The following is a 15,348-nucleotide window of genomic DNA, read 5'->3' on the forward strand; positions in this document are numbered from 1 at the left end:
TTATTTCCTCCCGCTGAGCATGGCCTTAAGGTTGGCAAGGCCTTGTGTGATGTCGCGGTCGAGTTCTTCGATTTCGGCGATGATGTCCATGGGGTCGCGGGTTTCTTCTACCTCGAGGACGATCTCCTTGTAGCGGTTCATGGAGAGGTCGTAATCGGTTTGGGCGATCTCCTCCTTGGGCACGGTGAAGGAGTAGTCCGTGCGAGCGCGCTCACGCTCGTCGGTGGTACGGGAATGCCAGCGGGCAACCACGTCCGGAAGGTTGTTGAGCTTCAGCTGCTCGTCGGTGAGAGTGACGGGCGTGGGGTCGTCGGCAAGCGCGGGATCACTTAAGTCCTGGATGTGGGAGGCAGGGGAGGGGCCGAGCAAGGGGCGCTCGAGAAGCGGGGTGCGCTTGTCATCCAGGGAGTAGCCATCCGCGGTGACGTCATAGAACCACACCTCGTCGGTACCGCCAGAGTCCGTGCGGGTAAAGCACAGGACGGCGGTGGACACGCCCGAGTAGGGCTTGAATGCGCCGGAGGGCAGTTTGATGACCGCATCAAGGCGCTGATCCTCAACCAAGGTTTTGCGAAGGGCTTTGTGCGCCTTGGTAGAGCCGAAGAGGACACCTTCAGGGACAATCACCGCAGCGCGACCGCCCGGCTTGAGTAGCTGCAGGAAGCGGTGGACAAAAAGAATCTCCGTCTTCTTGGCCGTCGTCACCGACTTGAGCTTGGGATCGACGGCATCCTTATCCAGGCTGCCCGCAAAAGGCGGGTTGGCCAGGACAAGGTCAAAGGCCTCATCGAACGTTGTGGGCAGTTGTTGCAGCGAATCGCGGTAAGAAATGTTGGGTTCTTCAAAGCCGTGCATGAACATGTTCATCGCCGCGATGCGCACCATGGTTTTGTCAAAGTCGAAGCCTGTCAGGCCCTCATTGGTAAACGTTGTGCGCGTGTCCTTGTTAAACAGGTCTGCGCGATGATGGTGGGCAATCCAATCATTGGCAGCCACCAGGAACCCGGCAGTGCCACACGCTGGGTCGATGATGCGCTGCTGTGGTGTGGGTTCCATGAGCGCGACGAGGAGCTCGATAATGTGGCTGGTCGTGCGGAACTGGCCGTTCGTACCCGAGGTGGACAGCTTGTCCAGCATGTACTCATACAAGTCGCCCTTCATGTCCTTGTTGGAGAAGTGCAGCTGGTCAATGAGCTCCATAACACGCGAGAGCGTGGCCTCAGATTCGATCTCAAAGGAGGCGTTGGCCATGTGTTCTTGGAAGCCCGTGCCGCCCATCTCTTTGATGAAGGGGAAGACTTTGTTGATGATGGTGGCCTTGCGGCGGGCGATGTCACGGTCCTCAATGAGGTTGCGCCACCGCAGATCCTGTTGGCTGGCGTCAAAGATGTCTTCCGTCGCGGTGGGATCTCCTAGCGCTCGGCGCTTGTCAATCTGGACCTGACGCTCGTCGAGGTCCTTGATAAAGAGCAGGTAGGTGAACTGCTCGATGACGGAAACAGGGTTGGAAATGCCGCCGGACCAGAAAGTGTCCCAGATGCGGTCGACATTATTTTTGAGTGCGCCGGTAATCATGTAATTCAGCGTAACTGCTGAGTCCGACATGCTGGCGATGAGGCCGCGGTGGGACGGATGCCGCACACCTTCGTGCCGGCCTTTAGCGGCTGCTGCGCGCCCTTGACCTTGAGGGTTTTGGTGATGGTGACCGTGTCGCCGTCGGCAAGCGCGTTGCCCACCGAGTCCACGATGGTCAGGGCAGCAGCGTTGTGCCTGCAGTATCAGTCATAAGGAACAGTCTATCCCGCGTGCCGCAAAAAGATGATCCTTCTCTCATTCCTTTGATTGATACCCCGGTGGGGTATAGGCTTGGGTCAACACAATCGGACCTATTCGGAAGACTTATGAAACGCCTCATTTCTCTTGCTGCCGCCTGCGCCGCAGCCATCACCCTGTCCTCTTGCTCTACTGACAGCCCCGTACCGAGTGAAGCCTCGAAAAGCGCCGCTTCCAGCACCGACATCCAACAGGTGCCTGCCGAGGAGATCCTCGCCGAGTTCGATCTCGAAGGGTTGGATGGCCAGGAAATCGTGGACAAGCTGGACCGCCAGTCCAAGGACGAGCGCAATAGCGATCTCCTCGCATCCGTGCGCCCGAACGAGCTCATCCTCGCTACTGAACAGGGTCAGGCCTCCCTGCCGCTGCCGGAGGACAAGTTCTACCTCTCTATTGCGCCGTACCTCTCCCGTACGCACGACTGCTTCAACCACTCCCTGACCACCTGCACCGGTGAGCTCAGCCAGGAAGACATCCACGTCACCATCACGGATGACGAAGGAAATGAGCTAGTCAACGAAGACACCACGACGTTCGACAACGGCTTCATTGGCTACTGGCTGCCGGCCGACAAGAAGGGCACCATCACCATCGAGCAGGACGGCAAGACCGGCGAGGTTCCCCTGGATACCTCTGACGAAGGCGGTACCTGCGTGACCACGCTGCAGATGGCATAATCTGCCCATTCACTCACCACGGTGAATCCCACCTCCTGGGGTTCACCGTTTGTCGTTTTATGGTGTCCACGCAGTGCTTGCCGACGTCAACAGTGTTCTGGGCAAGTCCCCATACGGCCACTCCCTGAAGAATTCTCCGAGCAGGCAATTGACCACAACAAGTCCGCTGGTGTCGTCAACTCTGTTCCTTTTAGCCACGCCACCCCGTCGGCGCCGGCTTCTTGGGCGCAGGCGTTGTGGCTGCCCTGCTCGGCGCCATCGCCGCATTCCTGCAGTCTGTCGGCGTGGTCAAGGCTGACTTCTCCGCTCTGCAGAAGATGTTCCGCTAAGCACTACAGCACTATGCACTAAAGGATGCGCTGAGCATTCAGCCCCCCACGTCGGCCCTCCGCTTCGGAAGCGGAGGGCCGACTGCGCTTACTGGGAGGACTCCTCTAGGCAGTCATACAGGAAGTCCATCAAGGTCGTAGCGTCATCGGATCGGAACAGTTCATCGAGGGCAAGGTTGAATTCCAGCCTTCTCGCATTAGGGGTATTAAGTGCTGCGTAGCCATTGCTCATCAAGAGGCCTGACGCCACAAGCCGTGCGGTTCGCTTGTTTCCATCGAAGTAAAACTGGCTACGCGTGGCAGAGCAGAAATAGGCCAACGCTTGCTCGACTGGGTTTTCAAGCCCTTGGAGGGACACCAGCAAATCGGCATGGGCTTCACCCAATTCATCAGCAGGGTCGAAAGGGATGAACCCGCCATCCATGAGCCGCACTCCACCGCCATCTCCCTCCACGTGCCCTTCACCACGGAAAAGACCAGCGTCCAGGGCCTCGTTCCTTGCAAGCACGGCATGGAGTGCATCACTGATGCCTTTGTCCACCGCGAATTCTTGTTGGCTAACCAGCTCATGGAGCAAGTTGAAAGCCTCCGACAAGTCCAAGATCTGTTGCTGTTCAGCAAGTGCTTTCCCACCCACAGTGACGCCATCGAGCAACGTACGGACTTCTGGGAGGGTAAACGTGTTTCCTTCCAGCGCGGCAGCGTTCCACACCAAGTCAGGAAGTTGCTTGGCTAATCGAAATAACGCACGGTCGGTCCCCAACTCCGAAACGTGCGGCCGCTCATGGTGCTCCCAGCTCACTCGGCTCGTTGCTCTTCTCATCACCTATGCCCCTCCGATGTAGTTTTCTGCGCACACATCAATGGCAAGCTGATGCGGTGATACGTAGTGTATTCCGGCTTCATTAGTTGCGCCGGTGAGCTCTTCACCAGCGACAGGCACGAGGGTGATTCCTCCGGATACGGGCTCAGCACTCGCACGAATCCGAGTGGGCAACGAGGGCACGATGTCTGCTGGATTTGTGCACCAAATCAATGTTGATCGAGGTTTTTCTCCTCCACTGGCACTATGCGCCGAGCTGCGTTGAGCTGCAAAAGCACCCGACATCGCCCACGGTTGCCCGCTCGCATCAACCGCTGAGGCAAGCGTTATGGGATTTGACGGTAAGAAGTGGAGAGCCCCGTGGCGGCCATATGGGTTGGAGGCCCACGCGGCCCGTTCCATGAGAGCCTGGTAGCTGCCACCGACGGCCGCAGCGTCACCCCACTGCACGAAGCGGTCAATCCAGACTTTAACGTCTGGCTCCTCACTTGCGAGATCCCCAAGAAGCACTCTGGCGGCTGTCGCGGCCGCGGCATCACTCATGCGGTCTACCTGTACGGAAACCTCGTATCCGAGCACGCGCATTACCTTGGCCAACCCGGTCAAGCTCGGTTGAGCTGTCCCACGCAACCACAGATTGAGCGTATTTCGCGACACTCCCGAGCGCCGCGAGATTTCGCTCAGGCTCAGCGGGCTTTTCTTGAGGAGTTGTACTGGGTCCATGGCCCTACTATAGCCAACTGTCCTATCAATAGGACACCTGTCCTACGGATAGGACAGTCAGGCCGCCTACCAGCGACATGGCAACACCACCCCGCCGTGTCCTATGATGAAGCAAATGAGCGCGGAGATTTATTCACTTCCCACAACGCCGTTGGTCACCACTGACCTCACCGAACAGGGTCCCCGGATTTCACTGCGCCGGGGGAGCAACATTCTCATGCTGGAGCTGCCGGCTACCTATCCTGAGGCAGATCTGTCTGATCCTCGGTGGGTGGTCAAGTCCCATTTCATCGATCGCCCCCATTCGGTGCGCGAATTCGCCACCGAAGAACCGCTGGAAGTCGGCATCCCTGGGCCTTTTACCCGCATCGAGGTAACCCTGCGCGATGGCGATGAGGACCTCATCGAGACCGTCACCTTCACCGGCATCACCGATGAGGCGCCGTTCATCGTCTATGACCGCACCACCCTCATCGCGCCGCAGGGCACGCTCGAGAACGCTGAGCCACTCGGCATCTGGGCCGGCTGGGAAGTGGGACCGCTACCGGATCAGGTGAGGGTACCGCAGAGGGAACCGGTGGACGTCGCCAAGCACGGCGATTTCGAGTGGGACTTCGACGTCGCCACCCTGCCCAACGCCCGGGGCCTCGACAACGAGCCCGTGTTCACCAAGTCGCCGCGCGTGCACCTCATTGCGGAAGGGGAGTGGCGCATCGATCTCACTTACGCGCCTCTCGGCGGCGAGCAGGAGGAGATTTCGGAGCAGACCTTCGACGCAGGCATCGCCGAGCCTTTCCCGGGTGACCTCTACGAAGACCCGTGGGTGGGCCGCTACAAGGTGTCGCTGTGGCACGACGAGCAGCTTGTCGACGTCCGCTTCATCTCCCTCGCCGAGGGCCTCCACATGCGCGCCATCAACGACGGCCCGCGCGGCATGGATTTCCGCATCATCGACGCCCTCGGTGCGCACTCAGCCTTCAGCTACACGCTGGCCTCCCCGCCAAAGAAGCCCATCGCACTGGAAAAAGGCCTGCGCACCTTCGAGGACACCGAGGTCTCGCGCCGCGAGGTCGTGGCCAGTGAAGCCGGCTATGAGCTGGATTTCGATGTTTGGCCCGAGGCTTTGTTCAGCCGCGTCAAGCGCATCGGCCTAGAGCCCACTGAGCACTCCGATAAGCCAGTAATTTTCGCTGGCCAGCTCGATCAGGACGATATGTTCACCGTCCACTCGCCGCGCCCGTTGCCGCTGGCGAAGTTCGTCACCATCGACGGCCGCCAGAAAATCAAGGAGCTGGCGCGCACCTCGAAGACCACGCAGGCGGTCACCAGCCTCGCCGTCCCCAACGCCGCGCTGGCCAACGCCGTGCGCAAACAGCCAACGGCCGAGCTTTTCCTGATGTGGTCCACGCTGTCCTACGAGGATTACCTGGACTCCCTCCCGGCGGGGGAGCGCGAGGCTCACCAGGCCCGCAGCTTGGAGCGGCGCATTGTCGAGTACGAAGCATCCGCATCCACCAGCCTGATCTATGCGGCGCTGGCCACCGTCCGCAAGTCCCCGTTCGTCAGCCGTGGTCTGCTCAATGGCGATGAAATCATCATTGAACAGAACGCAGAACCGCAGGCAGATTTGGTGGGCTGGGTCTGGCCATTGGCCGAGCCCACGGTGGCGCCTACCCAACTCACGCCCACCGAAGAGGGGTTTGAGCTGCCCGCCGACCTTGCTGAGCAGGGCTCGCTGCTTGTCGATGTCCGCGAGCTCCGCGCCTCCTCCAACCTCGCCGCCCCTGCACGCCCCTCCAGCGCCTCCATCGTGATCACGCCAGAAGGCTCACCGGCGGCACTCGCATCAAAGGACTGGACCCCGGAGCAGCTCTGGGACACCTTCCGCGCGCTCCACGTGCTCTCCCAGCGCAGCCCCAACCCCAAACTGCAGGCGATGTTCGACAGCACCATCGATCGCCTGCGCGCCCAACCGGAGGCCGCAGTCCACGCCCTGGCGCGGACCGGCGTCAGCGTGAACCAACAAGCCCGCTCGCTCGCGCGCACGCGCTTGTTCCACTCGCCGCTGGAGCCCACCGCCGAGTCCAGCGCCGATAGCTACCTGGATCTTCTCCTCGATCCTTCAGCCAGCGAGAACCCAGAGCTCACCGCCGTGCGCGAGTCCGGCGCAGATGGCCTGACCCGCCCGATGCTGCTCAATGCCGCGACCATTCACAGTCCCACACCGCCCGTCGATGATCTGATGGGGGAGGCCGGCCGCGTCGCCGCGCTGCGCGAGTGCTTTGCCAACAACGGCGCCCTCGATGCGCTGGGCACCATCGAGCACCTGCGCAAGGACGCCACGGCACTCGCATCCCTGGTGCAAAACGCGGGCGTTGACATGTCCGTCAGCCATACCCTCATCGCGCTGGGCGCCTTTGCCAGCGGAAACACGGCTGATGAGCTCAATGCCGCTGCGTGGATGCCTTACATCTCCTATGCCTTCGCCCTGGCGTCTCGCGCCGCGGCGAACGACATCATCATGGAAAGCCCCCTTCTCAAGGAGGACATGCCCATGCTTGCCGACGTCCTCCCTCTCGCCCCCCGCCTCTTCTTCTACGACCTCGTGACCGCTGAAGCTCTCTTCCGCGATCGCGACGTGTAAGCGCGTGAGGTGTGCCACAATGAGTGAGCATGAAGGTTATCTCCACGAACGTCGCTGTCCGCCGCCCCGAGCCGCACGGGCGACACGAGTACACGGGCATCGATAAGCAGCCGCGCCCCTTCCTGGACTTGGAGGTCCCCGGGCCCGCCTACGGTGACGGCTCCGGCGTGGTGGGGGATTCCATCGGTGACCACGCCCACCACGGCGGCGCCGAGAAAGCCGTCTACGCCTATGCCCGCGAGGAGCTTGACTACTGGGAGGGCACGCTCAACCGCGTTCTGCGTGACGGCTACTTTGGGGAGAACCTCACCACCGAGGGTATTTCCTGGCCGAATATGCTCATCAACCAGCGCATTCAGGTGGGGGAGTGCGTGCTCGAGGTCTCTATCCCGCGCCAGCCTTGCGCTACCTTCTCCGGCTGGATGGACGAGCCCGGCTGGCTCAAGTCCTTCACAGAGCGCGGCGATTGCGGCTCTTACCTGCGCATCATCGAGCCGGGCCGCATCAATCCCGGCGATGAGATCACCCTCATCAGCCGCCCCGACCATGGCATCACCATGGGCATGGCCTTCGCCGCCAAGATGGGGGACAAGGACCTAGCCCGGCGCGTCGTCGACGCCGGCTGCCTCGCCCCCGTTCACCACGATCAGCTGGTTAAGCGTCTGCAGCCCCGCGGTTAGCTAGCCATTCATAGGTTGTCGCTTGTGAACCGCGCGTGCCATCCATACGCACGAATCGTGCCTTCACCAGTGACTTCAGCGCATATCGGACCTGCGCTCGAGTAAGGTTTGTGGCTGTTTCTATTTCGCCGATAGACAGCGGTTGTGCCGCCGTACGCAGCGCCTCCGCTACGCGCGGGGCGTTAACACCCAGGCGTTCCAAGGTCACTGGTGCATCCACTCGTCGTTCCGGGCCGGTGCCTGATTCCTCCTTGCGTAGTGGCTCCCAGATACGGGCCTCTCCACGAGTGTCCGGCCGCCACATTTTCACCGTAAATTGCACGCCAGAATCTATCAGGTCAGGCTCCGGTAGTCCTTGCTCTCGCGCGGCATCCAGCATGAGCTGCACGCCGCCGCCTTCGCCCTCAATAACAAAAGAGCCATCGTCTGCTTTGAGATATCGGCACAGTCTATAGAGCCGCTGGTTAATCTCCTGGCGCGCCAGATCTCTCGACTTGAGCTGTTCAACCGTCAGATCCCGTAGGCCTCCTGGACTGGAGATAACCATCTTGTCCGGTAATAGGCGGACATCAATCGATTTACCCGCACCCAACGTATTTGGCCCAAGATCACGGTGCACCAATGCATTAGCCACGGCCTCTCGAATGGCCGGAAGGGGAAGTTCAGGAACTTCCACCATTGATCCGTCCTCTCGATATCGCCGTACGGCGGCTAAACGTTGCCTTACCCATCCCATTACCGAGTTCAACAGCACCGGAACGGGCCCCTCAAAGGTCTCCAACCCCAACACTCGCCCGTGCTTCGAACCATTTGGTAGCCTTTGCGCCACCGTTACTGCTAAGGAGGGAAAATGCCCTTGGGGATAGAAACCCAGCGCATACAGGCCAGCAAGCGTCAGCTCTCCAGTCGCGGTCGTCACCGCTAGCGCCCGTAAGACGTCCTCATCTTGAGTAAGTCCCGATAGTCGCCGATTCTTTTTCCGCGCCTGAACCAAGAAATCTTGCACCACGTCGCTATCTAGGTCTGCAAGGCTCGTACCTTCCACAATCGTCGTGTCATAGGACACTGCCTCTTCGGCATGCAGCTTTGCCACGTCCATCATGCGCAGCTCCGAGGCACTCATACGGTAGTCCCCATCAGCCATTCGAAGATACGCTTCTCCCCTGTAGATAGCAGGCTTATCAATAATCGGAAGACCCGTAACCTCCGCAATCACGACATGCGTGCCATCTATTGCCACACTGTCGGTATGCACTGTGACTGGAGGGGTGATGGCATGACGCGCCTGCGAGGCCAGAGCAGCCTCCATCTCCGAAGGATTCTCAATGCCAGTGACAATGAATCCTTCCTTCTCATTGACACCGAGAATGATAAGGCCGCCACTCGGCATGTTTGCGAACGCGCACAATGTCTGCGGTAGAGAGTCCGGAATGCCCCCTTGAGCGGTTTTGACCTCGACTGTTGTTGAATCACCGCCGCGCAACTCAAGCTCAGCCAATAGCTCTCTCAGCTGATTCTCGGACCAATTGTTCACGATGAATACCCGCCCTCAATATTAACAATGACGGCTCAATGCTAACTTCATTCCTCTTCAATGACAAGAGTTCTCATTGATCTTCCCATTGAGGTGTCATTGACATTCTCATTGAGGCCAAATTATGGCCCTGAAACCCCGTATGTTTAAGCTTTATCTAGCGCATAAACCGCAATGAGTGGTTGGATAAGAGTTATCCAACCACTCATTTGCTGTCTGACGAATGGATAGCCTCTACAAGCCTCACTACGTTACCGAGAGCTGGATCCCCGAATCAGGCTCCGGCATTCCCCGGCGCGATAAGGCCGGAGGCCCTTTTTAGGTCTATGTCCCTGACCATCTTGTAAGTAAGGCATGGAGTTTTCCCCAGAGCTCACCAGCCGGGCAGCACGTATCGAGCGAGAGATCTTGGATCTCAACCGTCATGCTGCTTCTGGCCAGTTGGAATCTGTGGCCCGCTTACTCATGCGTTCTGAGGCGATTTCTTCCTCACGCATTGAAGGTATTGCGCCCAACGTCGACAAGGTTGTCCTCGCGGAACTCGCCCAAAAGGAGGAAGTCCGCGGCTTTAAGGAAAGCGCGGAAGAGGTTGCGCGTAACCTCACCGTTCTGTGTTCCATTGAGAAGAGCTTTGCCACCGAACCAACATCTCCATCGGCCTTCTTGAAAAGCTCCAAAGAGAGTTGATGGGGGAGAAGGGCTCTATCCCCACTGGTCTCCGCACTATTCAAAACTGGATTGGTGGAAGTAACCACACACTCTTTGGGGCCGAGTTCATCCCAGCGCCCCCACGTCTAGTCCATGACCTCGTAGACGACTTATGTCTTTACCTCGATGGCGCTTCGCGCGGTGCTCTCATCCAGGCCGCGATTGCTCACGCTCAATTCGAAACGATTCACCCATTTGCAGATGGCAACGGCCGTGTGGGCCGTGCTCTCATTCATGGGATTCTTCTGCGTCGCGGACTTACTGAATACACCATTCTGCCGGTATGCCTCGTCCTCGGTACGTGGTCCAAATCGAAAGCTACCTGCCTTTTCGCACCATCAAGCGTGGGAAAATCCTCACCATGAAGCGCACGTATAAGTGGGAGCATGTCGAGATTCCCCTCATCCGGAACTAGGCCGCAGTTCATTTTTTAAGAGCCGGTTTGACCGCTTCCGGAGTGCAATACGGCGATGGATACGAGGCCACGTGGGAGCGGCGCGCCACGGAGAACTGGGTGACTGAACGTGTGTCGGTGAACGTTGAAGGCGACGGATGGGGGCGAAGCCTCGAGCTGTTTAGGTCCGAGCAAGGCGTGTGGTCGGCGGAAACCAATGAAGAGGGCGCCCAGCCTGGAGATCTGCCCTCCCCCGGTATCGTCCAGTCAGCCGATCTGAAAGCCGCACTCGATTGCGATCTCGGTCTGTGCCCTCTCACCAACACAATGCCTATTCGTCGCTTGACGCTGCTTGAGACTCAGGTTCCGAAAACGCAGCTGATCATGGCTTGGATTGATATACCGTCCCTCCAGGTGATCGCATCAGACCAGTACTACAGCTCCATCGATTCTGAAACTGTCCGATACGAAAGCGGAACACGGGGAGTCGACGTCGAGTTGGAGGTCGACGGTGACGGAGTGGTCGTACACTACCCTGATCTCGCACGGCGGGTCTGATCCGGAAGCAACTCTAACTAAGCTGGGCGGTATGAACGACCTGACCATCGCGCCTGGCCCAGGGATCCCCGGGGGTCTGGTCATCGTCGCCGCCGACCTGACGGAGCGGTTCGCGAAGTCGTCGGGACCAGGTGGCCAAGGCGTCAATACTACGGACAGCAAAGTGCAGCTTTCCGTCGATATCGCTACGTGCTCATCGCTTTCCGACGCCCAGCGTCGCCGCGTCCTTCACAACCTCGAACACCGCCTGGACGGCACAGTGCTCACCGTGAGCGCGTCGACGCAGCGCTCGCAGGTCCGTAACCGCACCGAGGCGCGAGAGCGCATGGCCGCCCTCTTGCGTGAGGCGCTCGCTCCGCTTCCTCCCCCGCGGCGCAGGACCAAGCCGACGCAGAGCTCGGTGCGACGCCGTCTCGAAGCGAAAAAGCGGCGCTCGGAACTCAAGTCCACGCGACGGCAGCCCCAAATTTCCTAGTTCGAACCATCCGCGTGCATATCCTCACGCTGACGGACCTGGTTCGGGTAACCGCTACGCTGAGACAGCTTGGACCGGTTGAATCCGCTCGATTTCCGAGAGGATCTTGTCTTCCGCCACGTCCAAGTCATATTGAGCCTGTAACCCGAGCCAGAACTGGGGGCTCATTCCGAAGAACTTAGCCAAGCGAAGAGCAGTGTCCGCGGTTACAGCCCGCTTTCCGTGGACAATCTCGTTGATCCGGCGGGGCGGAACGCCAATGGAGACGGCGAGCTTGTGCTGGGTGATCCCCATTTCCTTGAGAAAGTCCTCCATGAGGATCTCACCGGGGTGAACCGGAGGGAGCTTGTCAGTGGTAGTCAACGATCTCAACCTCCTCTGGCCCCGCGGCGGACCACCGAAAACAGATCCGCCACTGGTCGTTGATTCGAATGCTGAACTGACCCCGCCGATCACGTCGCTCCCGCGTTGGGTGGCAGCCGAACCACAAAGGATCAGTCATCTGCTATCCCATCGACTAATTCCTGCAGGTCGCAGGACCTTCGCGGAACCGTCAGTTCAGTGCATTTTGAATAGTTCAACACACGTTGTATTGTTCAGCACATGCTGACTATTGCTTCGCGCCTCGACGTCATGAACCGGCTCGGCCGGGCCATGGCTGATCCGACGCGTTCCCGAATCCTGATGACCCTACTCGACGGTCCGGGCTACCCGGCCGAGATTTCGCAAAGCTTGGATCTGACCCGCTCGAACGTCTCGAACCACCTGTCCTGCCTACGCGATTGTGGCATCGTCGTCGCTGAGCCGGAGGGCCGTAAGACCCGCTACGAAATTGCCGATCCGCACCTCGCGGCGGCGCTCGAAGCGCTGGTCAACGCGACGCTGGCCGTCGACGAGAATGCCCCCTGCATCGACACCGAGTGCTCGGTGCCCGGCTGCGGCGAGAAAGGAACGGACGCATGAGTTCAGCATGTGGATGCGAACACGAACCCGCCACGGAGATCGAAGAGCTCGATCGGCCATGGTGGAAGGACCCCGAGCTACTGCTACCGATCTTCTCCGGCGTAGCCCTCATTACAGGACTGGCGCTGGACTGGTCCGACTTGGAGACGCCCGCAACGGTACTGTATTGGCTTGGCCTGCTGTTGGGCGCTTACACGTTCGCACCTGGAGCGATCCGGAACCTTGTCACGAAGCGCAAGCTCGGCATTGGCTTGCTTATGACGATCAGCGCGGTCGGCGCGGTGATCCTTGGTTTCGTCGGAGAGGCCGCGGCGCTGGCGTTCCTGTACTCGATCGCCGAGGCGCTTGAAGACAAGGCGATGGACCGGGCCCAAGGCGGACTGCGGGCACTGTTGAAGCTGGTACCGCAAACCGCGACCGTGCTGCGCGACGGTACGACGGCCGAGGTCGCTGCGAAGGACCTTGAGGTTGGCGAGCTAATGGTCGTACGCCCCGGGGAGCGGATCGCCACGGACGGCATCATTCGGTCCGGACGCTCCAGCCTTGACACCTCAGCGATCACCGGAGAATCCATTCCGGAGGAGGTTGCGCCCGGCGACGAGGTACCCGCGGGAGCGATCAACTCCGCCGGTGTGCTGGAGGTCGAGACGACCGCAGCTGGAACGGACAACTCGCTGACCACACTCGTCGACCTCGTCGAGCAGGCGCAGGCGGAGAAGGGTGACCGCGCCCGGATCGCCGACCGAATTGCCCAACCCCTAGTGCCCGGGGTGATGATCCTGGCGGTGCTGGTCGGCGTGATCGGCTCGCTGTTGGGCGACCCCGAGACTTGGATCACCCGTGCGCTGGTGGTCCTGGTCGCAGCGTCGCCGTGCGCGCTGGCAATCTCCGTGCCGCTGACGGTCGTGGCCGCGATCGGCGCGGCCAGCCAGTTCGGAGTAGTCATCAAGTCCGGCGCGGCGTTCGAGCGACTCGGCGGCATCCGTCACCTAGCGGTAGACAAGACCGGAACCCTTACCCGCAACCAGCCCGAGGTTACCGGAGTGGTCCCGGCAGACGGATTCGATCGGGCGCAGGTGCTTTCCTTCGCGGCGGCGGTTGAGCAGCAATCGACGCACCCCCTCGCCGCGGCGATCGTGGCAGCGGAGCCCGAAGCGCCCACCGCCTTGGATATCAGCGAGGAAGCCGGTCATGGCATCGGCGGCACCGTCGAAGGCCGACGGGTGCTGGTCGGCAGCCCCCGATGGATCGACGCCGGGCCACTGAAGGCGGACGTTGAGCGCATGGAGTCCGAAGGCCAGACCTGCGTCCTAGTCACCGTCGATGACGCTCTCGCCGGGGCGATCGGGGTGCGCGACGAGTTGCGGCCCGAGGTGCCCGATGCCGTGCAGTCCCTGCACGACAACGACGTGGAAGTGAGCATGCTCACCGGCGATAACACTCGCACCGCCCGGGCGCTGGCTGAAATCGCCGGAATCGACGACGTGCGCGCCGAGCTGCGACCGGAGGACAAGGCAAGCATCGTCGCCGAACTCTCCTCCAAGACGCCGACGGCGATGATCGGCGACGGCATCAACGACGCGCCGGCACTGGCGGGCGCAACGGTGGGCATTGCGATGGGAGCAACCGGCTCTGACGCCGCGATCGAGTCCGCTGACGTCGCCTTCACTGGCCACGACCTCCGGCTGATCCCGCAGGCGCTGCAGCACGCCCGCCGAGGCAGCAGGATCATCAACCAAAACATCGTGCTGTCTCTGGCCATCATCATCGTGTTGATGCCACTGGCGATCAGCGGTGTACTGGGCTTGGCCGCCGTCGTGTTGGTACACGAAGTCGCCGAAGTCATCGTGATCTTGAACGGCCTGCGGGCTGCACGAGCGAAACGCTGAGGCTGTGACCGGCAAGTCTTATAAGGGTTAAACCACGCGCCGAGCGCACACACGTTGGACCAGGCGAGTCATTCGAGTTCACCACCTGGTCCTTCTCGATGCGTGCAGGCACGGGAACTGTGGGGGAACCTAATAGTTCAACGGTTCGATACCGCTTGCAGATTCTTCACACGAGGTAGCGGAATGGACCGAGGCCGAACGAAAACCCGAGTTAGAGACAGCGCTCTTCAACCTACCCCCAATAACGCGAAACGTCATTAACGCCTCGCGTTACACGTTGAACTTGAACTCGACGGAGTGTCGTCGATAAATAACCATTTGATGCGCGCGTGCGGAATTAACAACGAAATACCGCTAAAACAGACAACATATGGGGTGCACAGAAACACATATAAGTTCTGCGGAAAACCTATAGGGTGCGTCGCTAAAAACCGCTGTGCGCGAAAAACATAAAGGGTTTACGGACCCGGTCCCAGACCCCTCAATACTCTGAGCCGGAAGAATGGAAAGTGGAAGGTTGATGTATCCCCACTATTTATTTTTTCCGTTTTTCGGAGTACATCGGGAGCTACAACTGCGGACCAGCTCTGTGTGAACTAGATGAGAAGGCGCAGCAGCGAATCATCGACGCTGGACAGTTGGTGCTGCGGGCACGCGAGCGGCACCCCCAGCGGTCACTCGCGGAGCACTACAACCCGTTATCGATGGACCCAATTCTGCTCAAGGCTCACAACAACTTGGACCGGGAAGTCGATAAGGCTTTCGATGTGGCACGCAAACTCACCAACGAGCGCCAGCGCCAGGAGCTACTGTTCGCCAGCTACGGGGAGTTGGCGAGGGGCTATGTCTCCTCGCTTTCATCAAAATCGAAACCACCAGCAGGGTCGTTCCCCGTGCGGGTGATTTTGATCGGTCCCGCTGCTGGGTGTAGAACCCTGTCGCTGGCAACGCCGGGAACTATGACTGTGCCCGACGAGAACACGTCACTGCCATAACGCGGCTCACGGTAGACGAACATGGGTCGTTCACTACTACTGGTGGATTTCGGTTTTGGTGGTGGGGGGATTACCGCCGCCGGCCTCGATTTTTCCGTTGAGGAGGTCGTTGACTACTTCCCG

The 15,348-nt window shown here is 60.0% G+C and carries 15 protein-coding genes and 2 pseudogenes; 10 read left to right on the forward strand and 7 right to left on the reverse strand.

All coding sequences use genetic code 11. The features are described from left to right. Both HMPREF2698_RS02570 and HMPREF2698_RS13555 read right to left on the reverse strand, forming a co-directional pair. Positions 1 to 1,575 carry a type I restriction-modification system subunit M gene (locus HMPREF2698_RS02570; RefSeq protein WP_070561894.1) on the reverse strand — a complete coding sequence of 525 codons (1,575 nt, stop codon included), beginning with the start codon at positions 1,573 to 1,575 and terminating at the stop codon, positions 1 to 3. A gap of 32 nt (positions 1,576 to 1,607) precedes the next feature. Continuing rightward, positions 1,608 to 1,748 (reverse strand): annotated as a pseudogene (locus tag HMPREF2698_RS13555) (PhnA domain-containing protein); the annotation flags it as partial. Positions 1,749 to 1,901: 153 nt separating this feature from the next. On the opposite strand from HMPREF2698_RS13555, the gene HMPREF2698_RS02575 reads away from it, so the two are divergent. Continuing rightward, on the forward strand, positions 1,902 to 2,510 hold the full coding sequence (locus HMPREF2698_RS02575) for a CueP family metal-binding protein (protein WP_070561879.1): 609 nt from the start codon (positions 1,902 to 1,904) through the stop codon (positions 2,508 to 2,510). Between the two features lie 417 nt (positions 2,511 to 2,927). Here the strand turns inward: HMPREF2698_RS02575 and HMPREF2698_RS02580 are convergent, their stop codons facing one another. Further along, complete coding sequence (locus tag HMPREF2698_RS02580) at positions 2,928 to 3,551, reverse strand: Fic family protein (protein WP_083299192.1); 624 nt, start codon at positions 3,549 to 3,551, stop codon at positions 2,928 to 2,930. A 114-nt stretch (positions 3,552 to 3,665) separates the two neighbouring features. Beyond that, positions 3,666 to 4,385, reverse strand: a complete 720-nt coding sequence (locus HMPREF2698_RS02585) for a helix-turn-helix domain-containing protein (RefSeq protein WP_070561881.1) — start codon at positions 4,383 to 4,385, stop codon at positions 3,666 to 3,668. Positions 4,386 to 4,500: 115 nt separating this feature from the next. Between HMPREF2698_RS02585 and HMPREF2698_RS02590 the strand changes: the two genes are divergently transcribed. Both HMPREF2698_RS02590 and HMPREF2698_RS02595 read left to right on the forward strand, forming a co-directional pair. Then, complete coding sequence (locus HMPREF2698_RS02590; RefSeq protein WP_246818379.1) at positions 4,501 to 7,029, forward strand: hypothetical protein; 2,529 nt, start codon at positions 4,501 to 4,503, stop codon at positions 7,027 to 7,029. A 29-nt stretch (positions 7,030 to 7,058) separates the two neighbouring features. Beyond that, positions 7,059 to 7,709, forward strand: a complete 651-nt coding sequence (locus tag HMPREF2698_RS02595) for an MOSC domain-containing protein (RefSeq protein ID WP_070533675.1) — start codon at positions 7,059 to 7,061, stop codon at positions 7,707 to 7,709. On the opposite strand, the gene HMPREF2698_RS02600 is transcribed toward HMPREF2698_RS02595, so the two are convergent. Continuing rightward, positions 7,684 to 9,243, reverse strand: a complete 1,560-nt coding sequence (locus HMPREF2698_RS02600; RefSeq protein ID WP_070533674.1) for an ATP-binding protein — start codon at positions 9,241 to 9,243, stop codon at positions 7,684 to 7,686. The genes HMPREF2698_RS02595 and HMPREF2698_RS02600 overlap by 26 nt on opposite strands. A gap of 354 nt (positions 9,244 to 9,597) precedes the next feature. Between HMPREF2698_RS02600 and HMPREF2698_RS13560 the strand changes: the two genes are divergently transcribed. The 4 genes from HMPREF2698_RS13560 to arfB all read left to right on the forward strand — a co-directional run bounded on the left by HMPREF2698_RS13560 (position 9,598) and on the right by arfB (position 11,378). Beyond that, a complete protein-coding gene (locus HMPREF2698_RS13560) occupies positions 9,598 to 9,930 on the forward strand; it encodes a Fic/DOC family N-terminal domain-containing protein (RefSeq protein WP_005530810.1) in 333 nt (110 codons plus the stop codon). Continuing rightward, positions 9,930 to 10,316, forward strand: coding sequence for a Fic family protein (locus HMPREF2698_RS13565; protein ID WP_083299186.1), 387 nt, complete (start codon positions 9,930 to 9,932; stop codon positions 10,314 to 10,316). The genes HMPREF2698_RS13560 and HMPREF2698_RS13565 overlap by 1 nt, the downstream gene beginning before the upstream one ends. A gap of 77 nt (positions 10,317 to 10,393) precedes the next feature. Then, a complete protein-coding gene (locus HMPREF2698_RS02610) occupies positions 10,394 to 10,903 on the forward strand; it encodes a putative glycolipid-binding domain-containing protein (RefSeq protein ID WP_246816465.1) in 510 nt (169 codons plus the stop codon). A gap of 31 nt (positions 10,904 to 10,934) precedes the next feature. Next, a complete protein-coding gene (arfB, locus tag HMPREF2698_RS02615) occupies positions 10,935 to 11,378 on the forward strand; it encodes an alternative ribosome rescue aminoacyl-tRNA hydrolase ArfB (protein ID WP_070517628.1) in 444 nt (147 codons plus the stop codon). A 54-nt stretch (positions 11,379 to 11,432) separates the two neighbouring features. Here arfB and HMPREF2698_RS02620 read toward each other — a convergent pair whose 3' ends face one another. Beyond that, a complete protein-coding gene (locus tag HMPREF2698_RS02620; protein WP_083279048.1) occupies positions 11,433 to 11,741 on the reverse strand; it encodes a HigA family addiction module antitoxin in 309 nt (102 codons plus the stop codon). Next, positions 11,728 to 11,832, reverse strand: a pseudogene (locus HMPREF2698_RS12870) (type II toxin-antitoxin system RelE/ParE family toxin); the annotation flags it as partial. The pseudogene HMPREF2698_RS12870 and the gene HMPREF2698_RS02620, both read right to left, overlap by 14 nt. Before the next feature lie 149 nt (positions 11,833 to 11,981). On the opposite strand from HMPREF2698_RS12870, the gene HMPREF2698_RS02625 reads away from it, so the two are divergent. The 3 genes from HMPREF2698_RS02625 (at position 11,982) to HMPREF2698_RS13720 (ending at position 15,225) form a co-directional block, all read left to right on the forward strand. Next, positions 11,982 to 12,341 carry a Cd(II)/Pb(II)-sensing metalloregulatory transcriptional regulator CmtR gene (locus HMPREF2698_RS02625; protein ID WP_005530797.1) on the forward strand — a complete coding sequence of 120 codons (360 nt, stop codon included), beginning with the start codon at positions 11,982 to 11,984 and terminating at the stop codon, positions 12,339 to 12,341. Then, entirely contained in the window at positions 12,338 to 14,230 is a 1,893-nt protein-coding gene (locus tag HMPREF2698_RS02630) for a heavy metal translocating P-type ATPase (protein WP_016423157.1), read from the forward strand. Before HMPREF2698_RS02625 ends, HMPREF2698_RS02630 begins: the two co-directional genes overlap by 4 nt. Before the next feature lie 641 nt (positions 14,231 to 14,871). Next, positions 14,872 to 15,225 (forward strand): type IIL restriction-modification enzyme MmeI, encoded by a 354-nt coding sequence (locus HMPREF2698_RS13720; protein WP_016423158.1) that lies wholly within the window; start codon positions 14,872 to 14,874, stop codon positions 15,223 to 15,225. The last annotated feature ends 123 nt before the right edge of the window (positions 15,226 to 15,348 follow it).

This window comes from Corynebacterium sp. HMSC072A02, assembly GCF_001810085.1.
Classification (GTDB): Bacteria; Actinomycetota; Actinomycetes; order Mycobacteriales; family Mycobacteriaceae; genus Corynebacterium; species Corynebacterium hesseae.

Coding starts and splice junctions, on each gene's coding strand:
- HMPREF2698_RS02570 (WP_070561894.1), bottom strand. CDS start 1,575: ATGATTACCGGCGCACTCAAAAATAATGTCGACCGCATCTGGGACACT.
- HMPREF2698_RS02575 (WP_070561879.1), top strand. CDS start 1,902: ATGAAACGCCTCATTTCTCTTGCTGCCGCCTGCGCCGCAGCCATCACC.
- HMPREF2698_RS02585 (WP_070561881.1), bottom strand. CDS start 4,385: ATGGACCCAGTACAACTCCTCAAGAAAAGCCCGCTGAGCCTGAGCGAA.
- HMPREF2698_RS02590 (WP_246818379.1), top strand. CDS start 4,501: ATGAGCGCGGAGATTTATTCACTTCCCACAACGCCGTTGGTCACCACT.
- HMPREF2698_RS02595 (WP_070533675.1), top strand. CDS start 7,059: ATGAAGGTTATCTCCACGAACGTCGCTGTCCGCCGCCCCGAGCCGCAC.
- HMPREF2698_RS13560 (WP_005530810.1), top strand. CDS start 9,598: ATGGAGTTTTCCCCAGAGCTCACCAGCCGGGCAGCACGTATCGAGCGA.
- HMPREF2698_RS13565 (WP_083299186.1), top strand. CDS start 9,930: ATGGGGGAGAAGGGCTCTATCCCCACTGGTCTCCGCACTATTCAAAAC.
- arfB (WP_070517628.1), top strand. CDS start 10,935: ATGAACGACCTGACCATCGCGCCTGGCCCAGGGATCCCCGGGGGTCTG.
- HMPREF2698_RS02625 (WP_005530797.1), top strand. CDS start 11,982: ATGCTGACTATTGCTTCGCGCCTCGACGTCATGAACCGGCTCGGCCGG.
- HMPREF2698_RS02630 (WP_016423157.1), top strand. CDS start 12,338: ATGAGTTCAGCATGTGGATGCGAACACGAACCCGCCACGGAGATCGAA.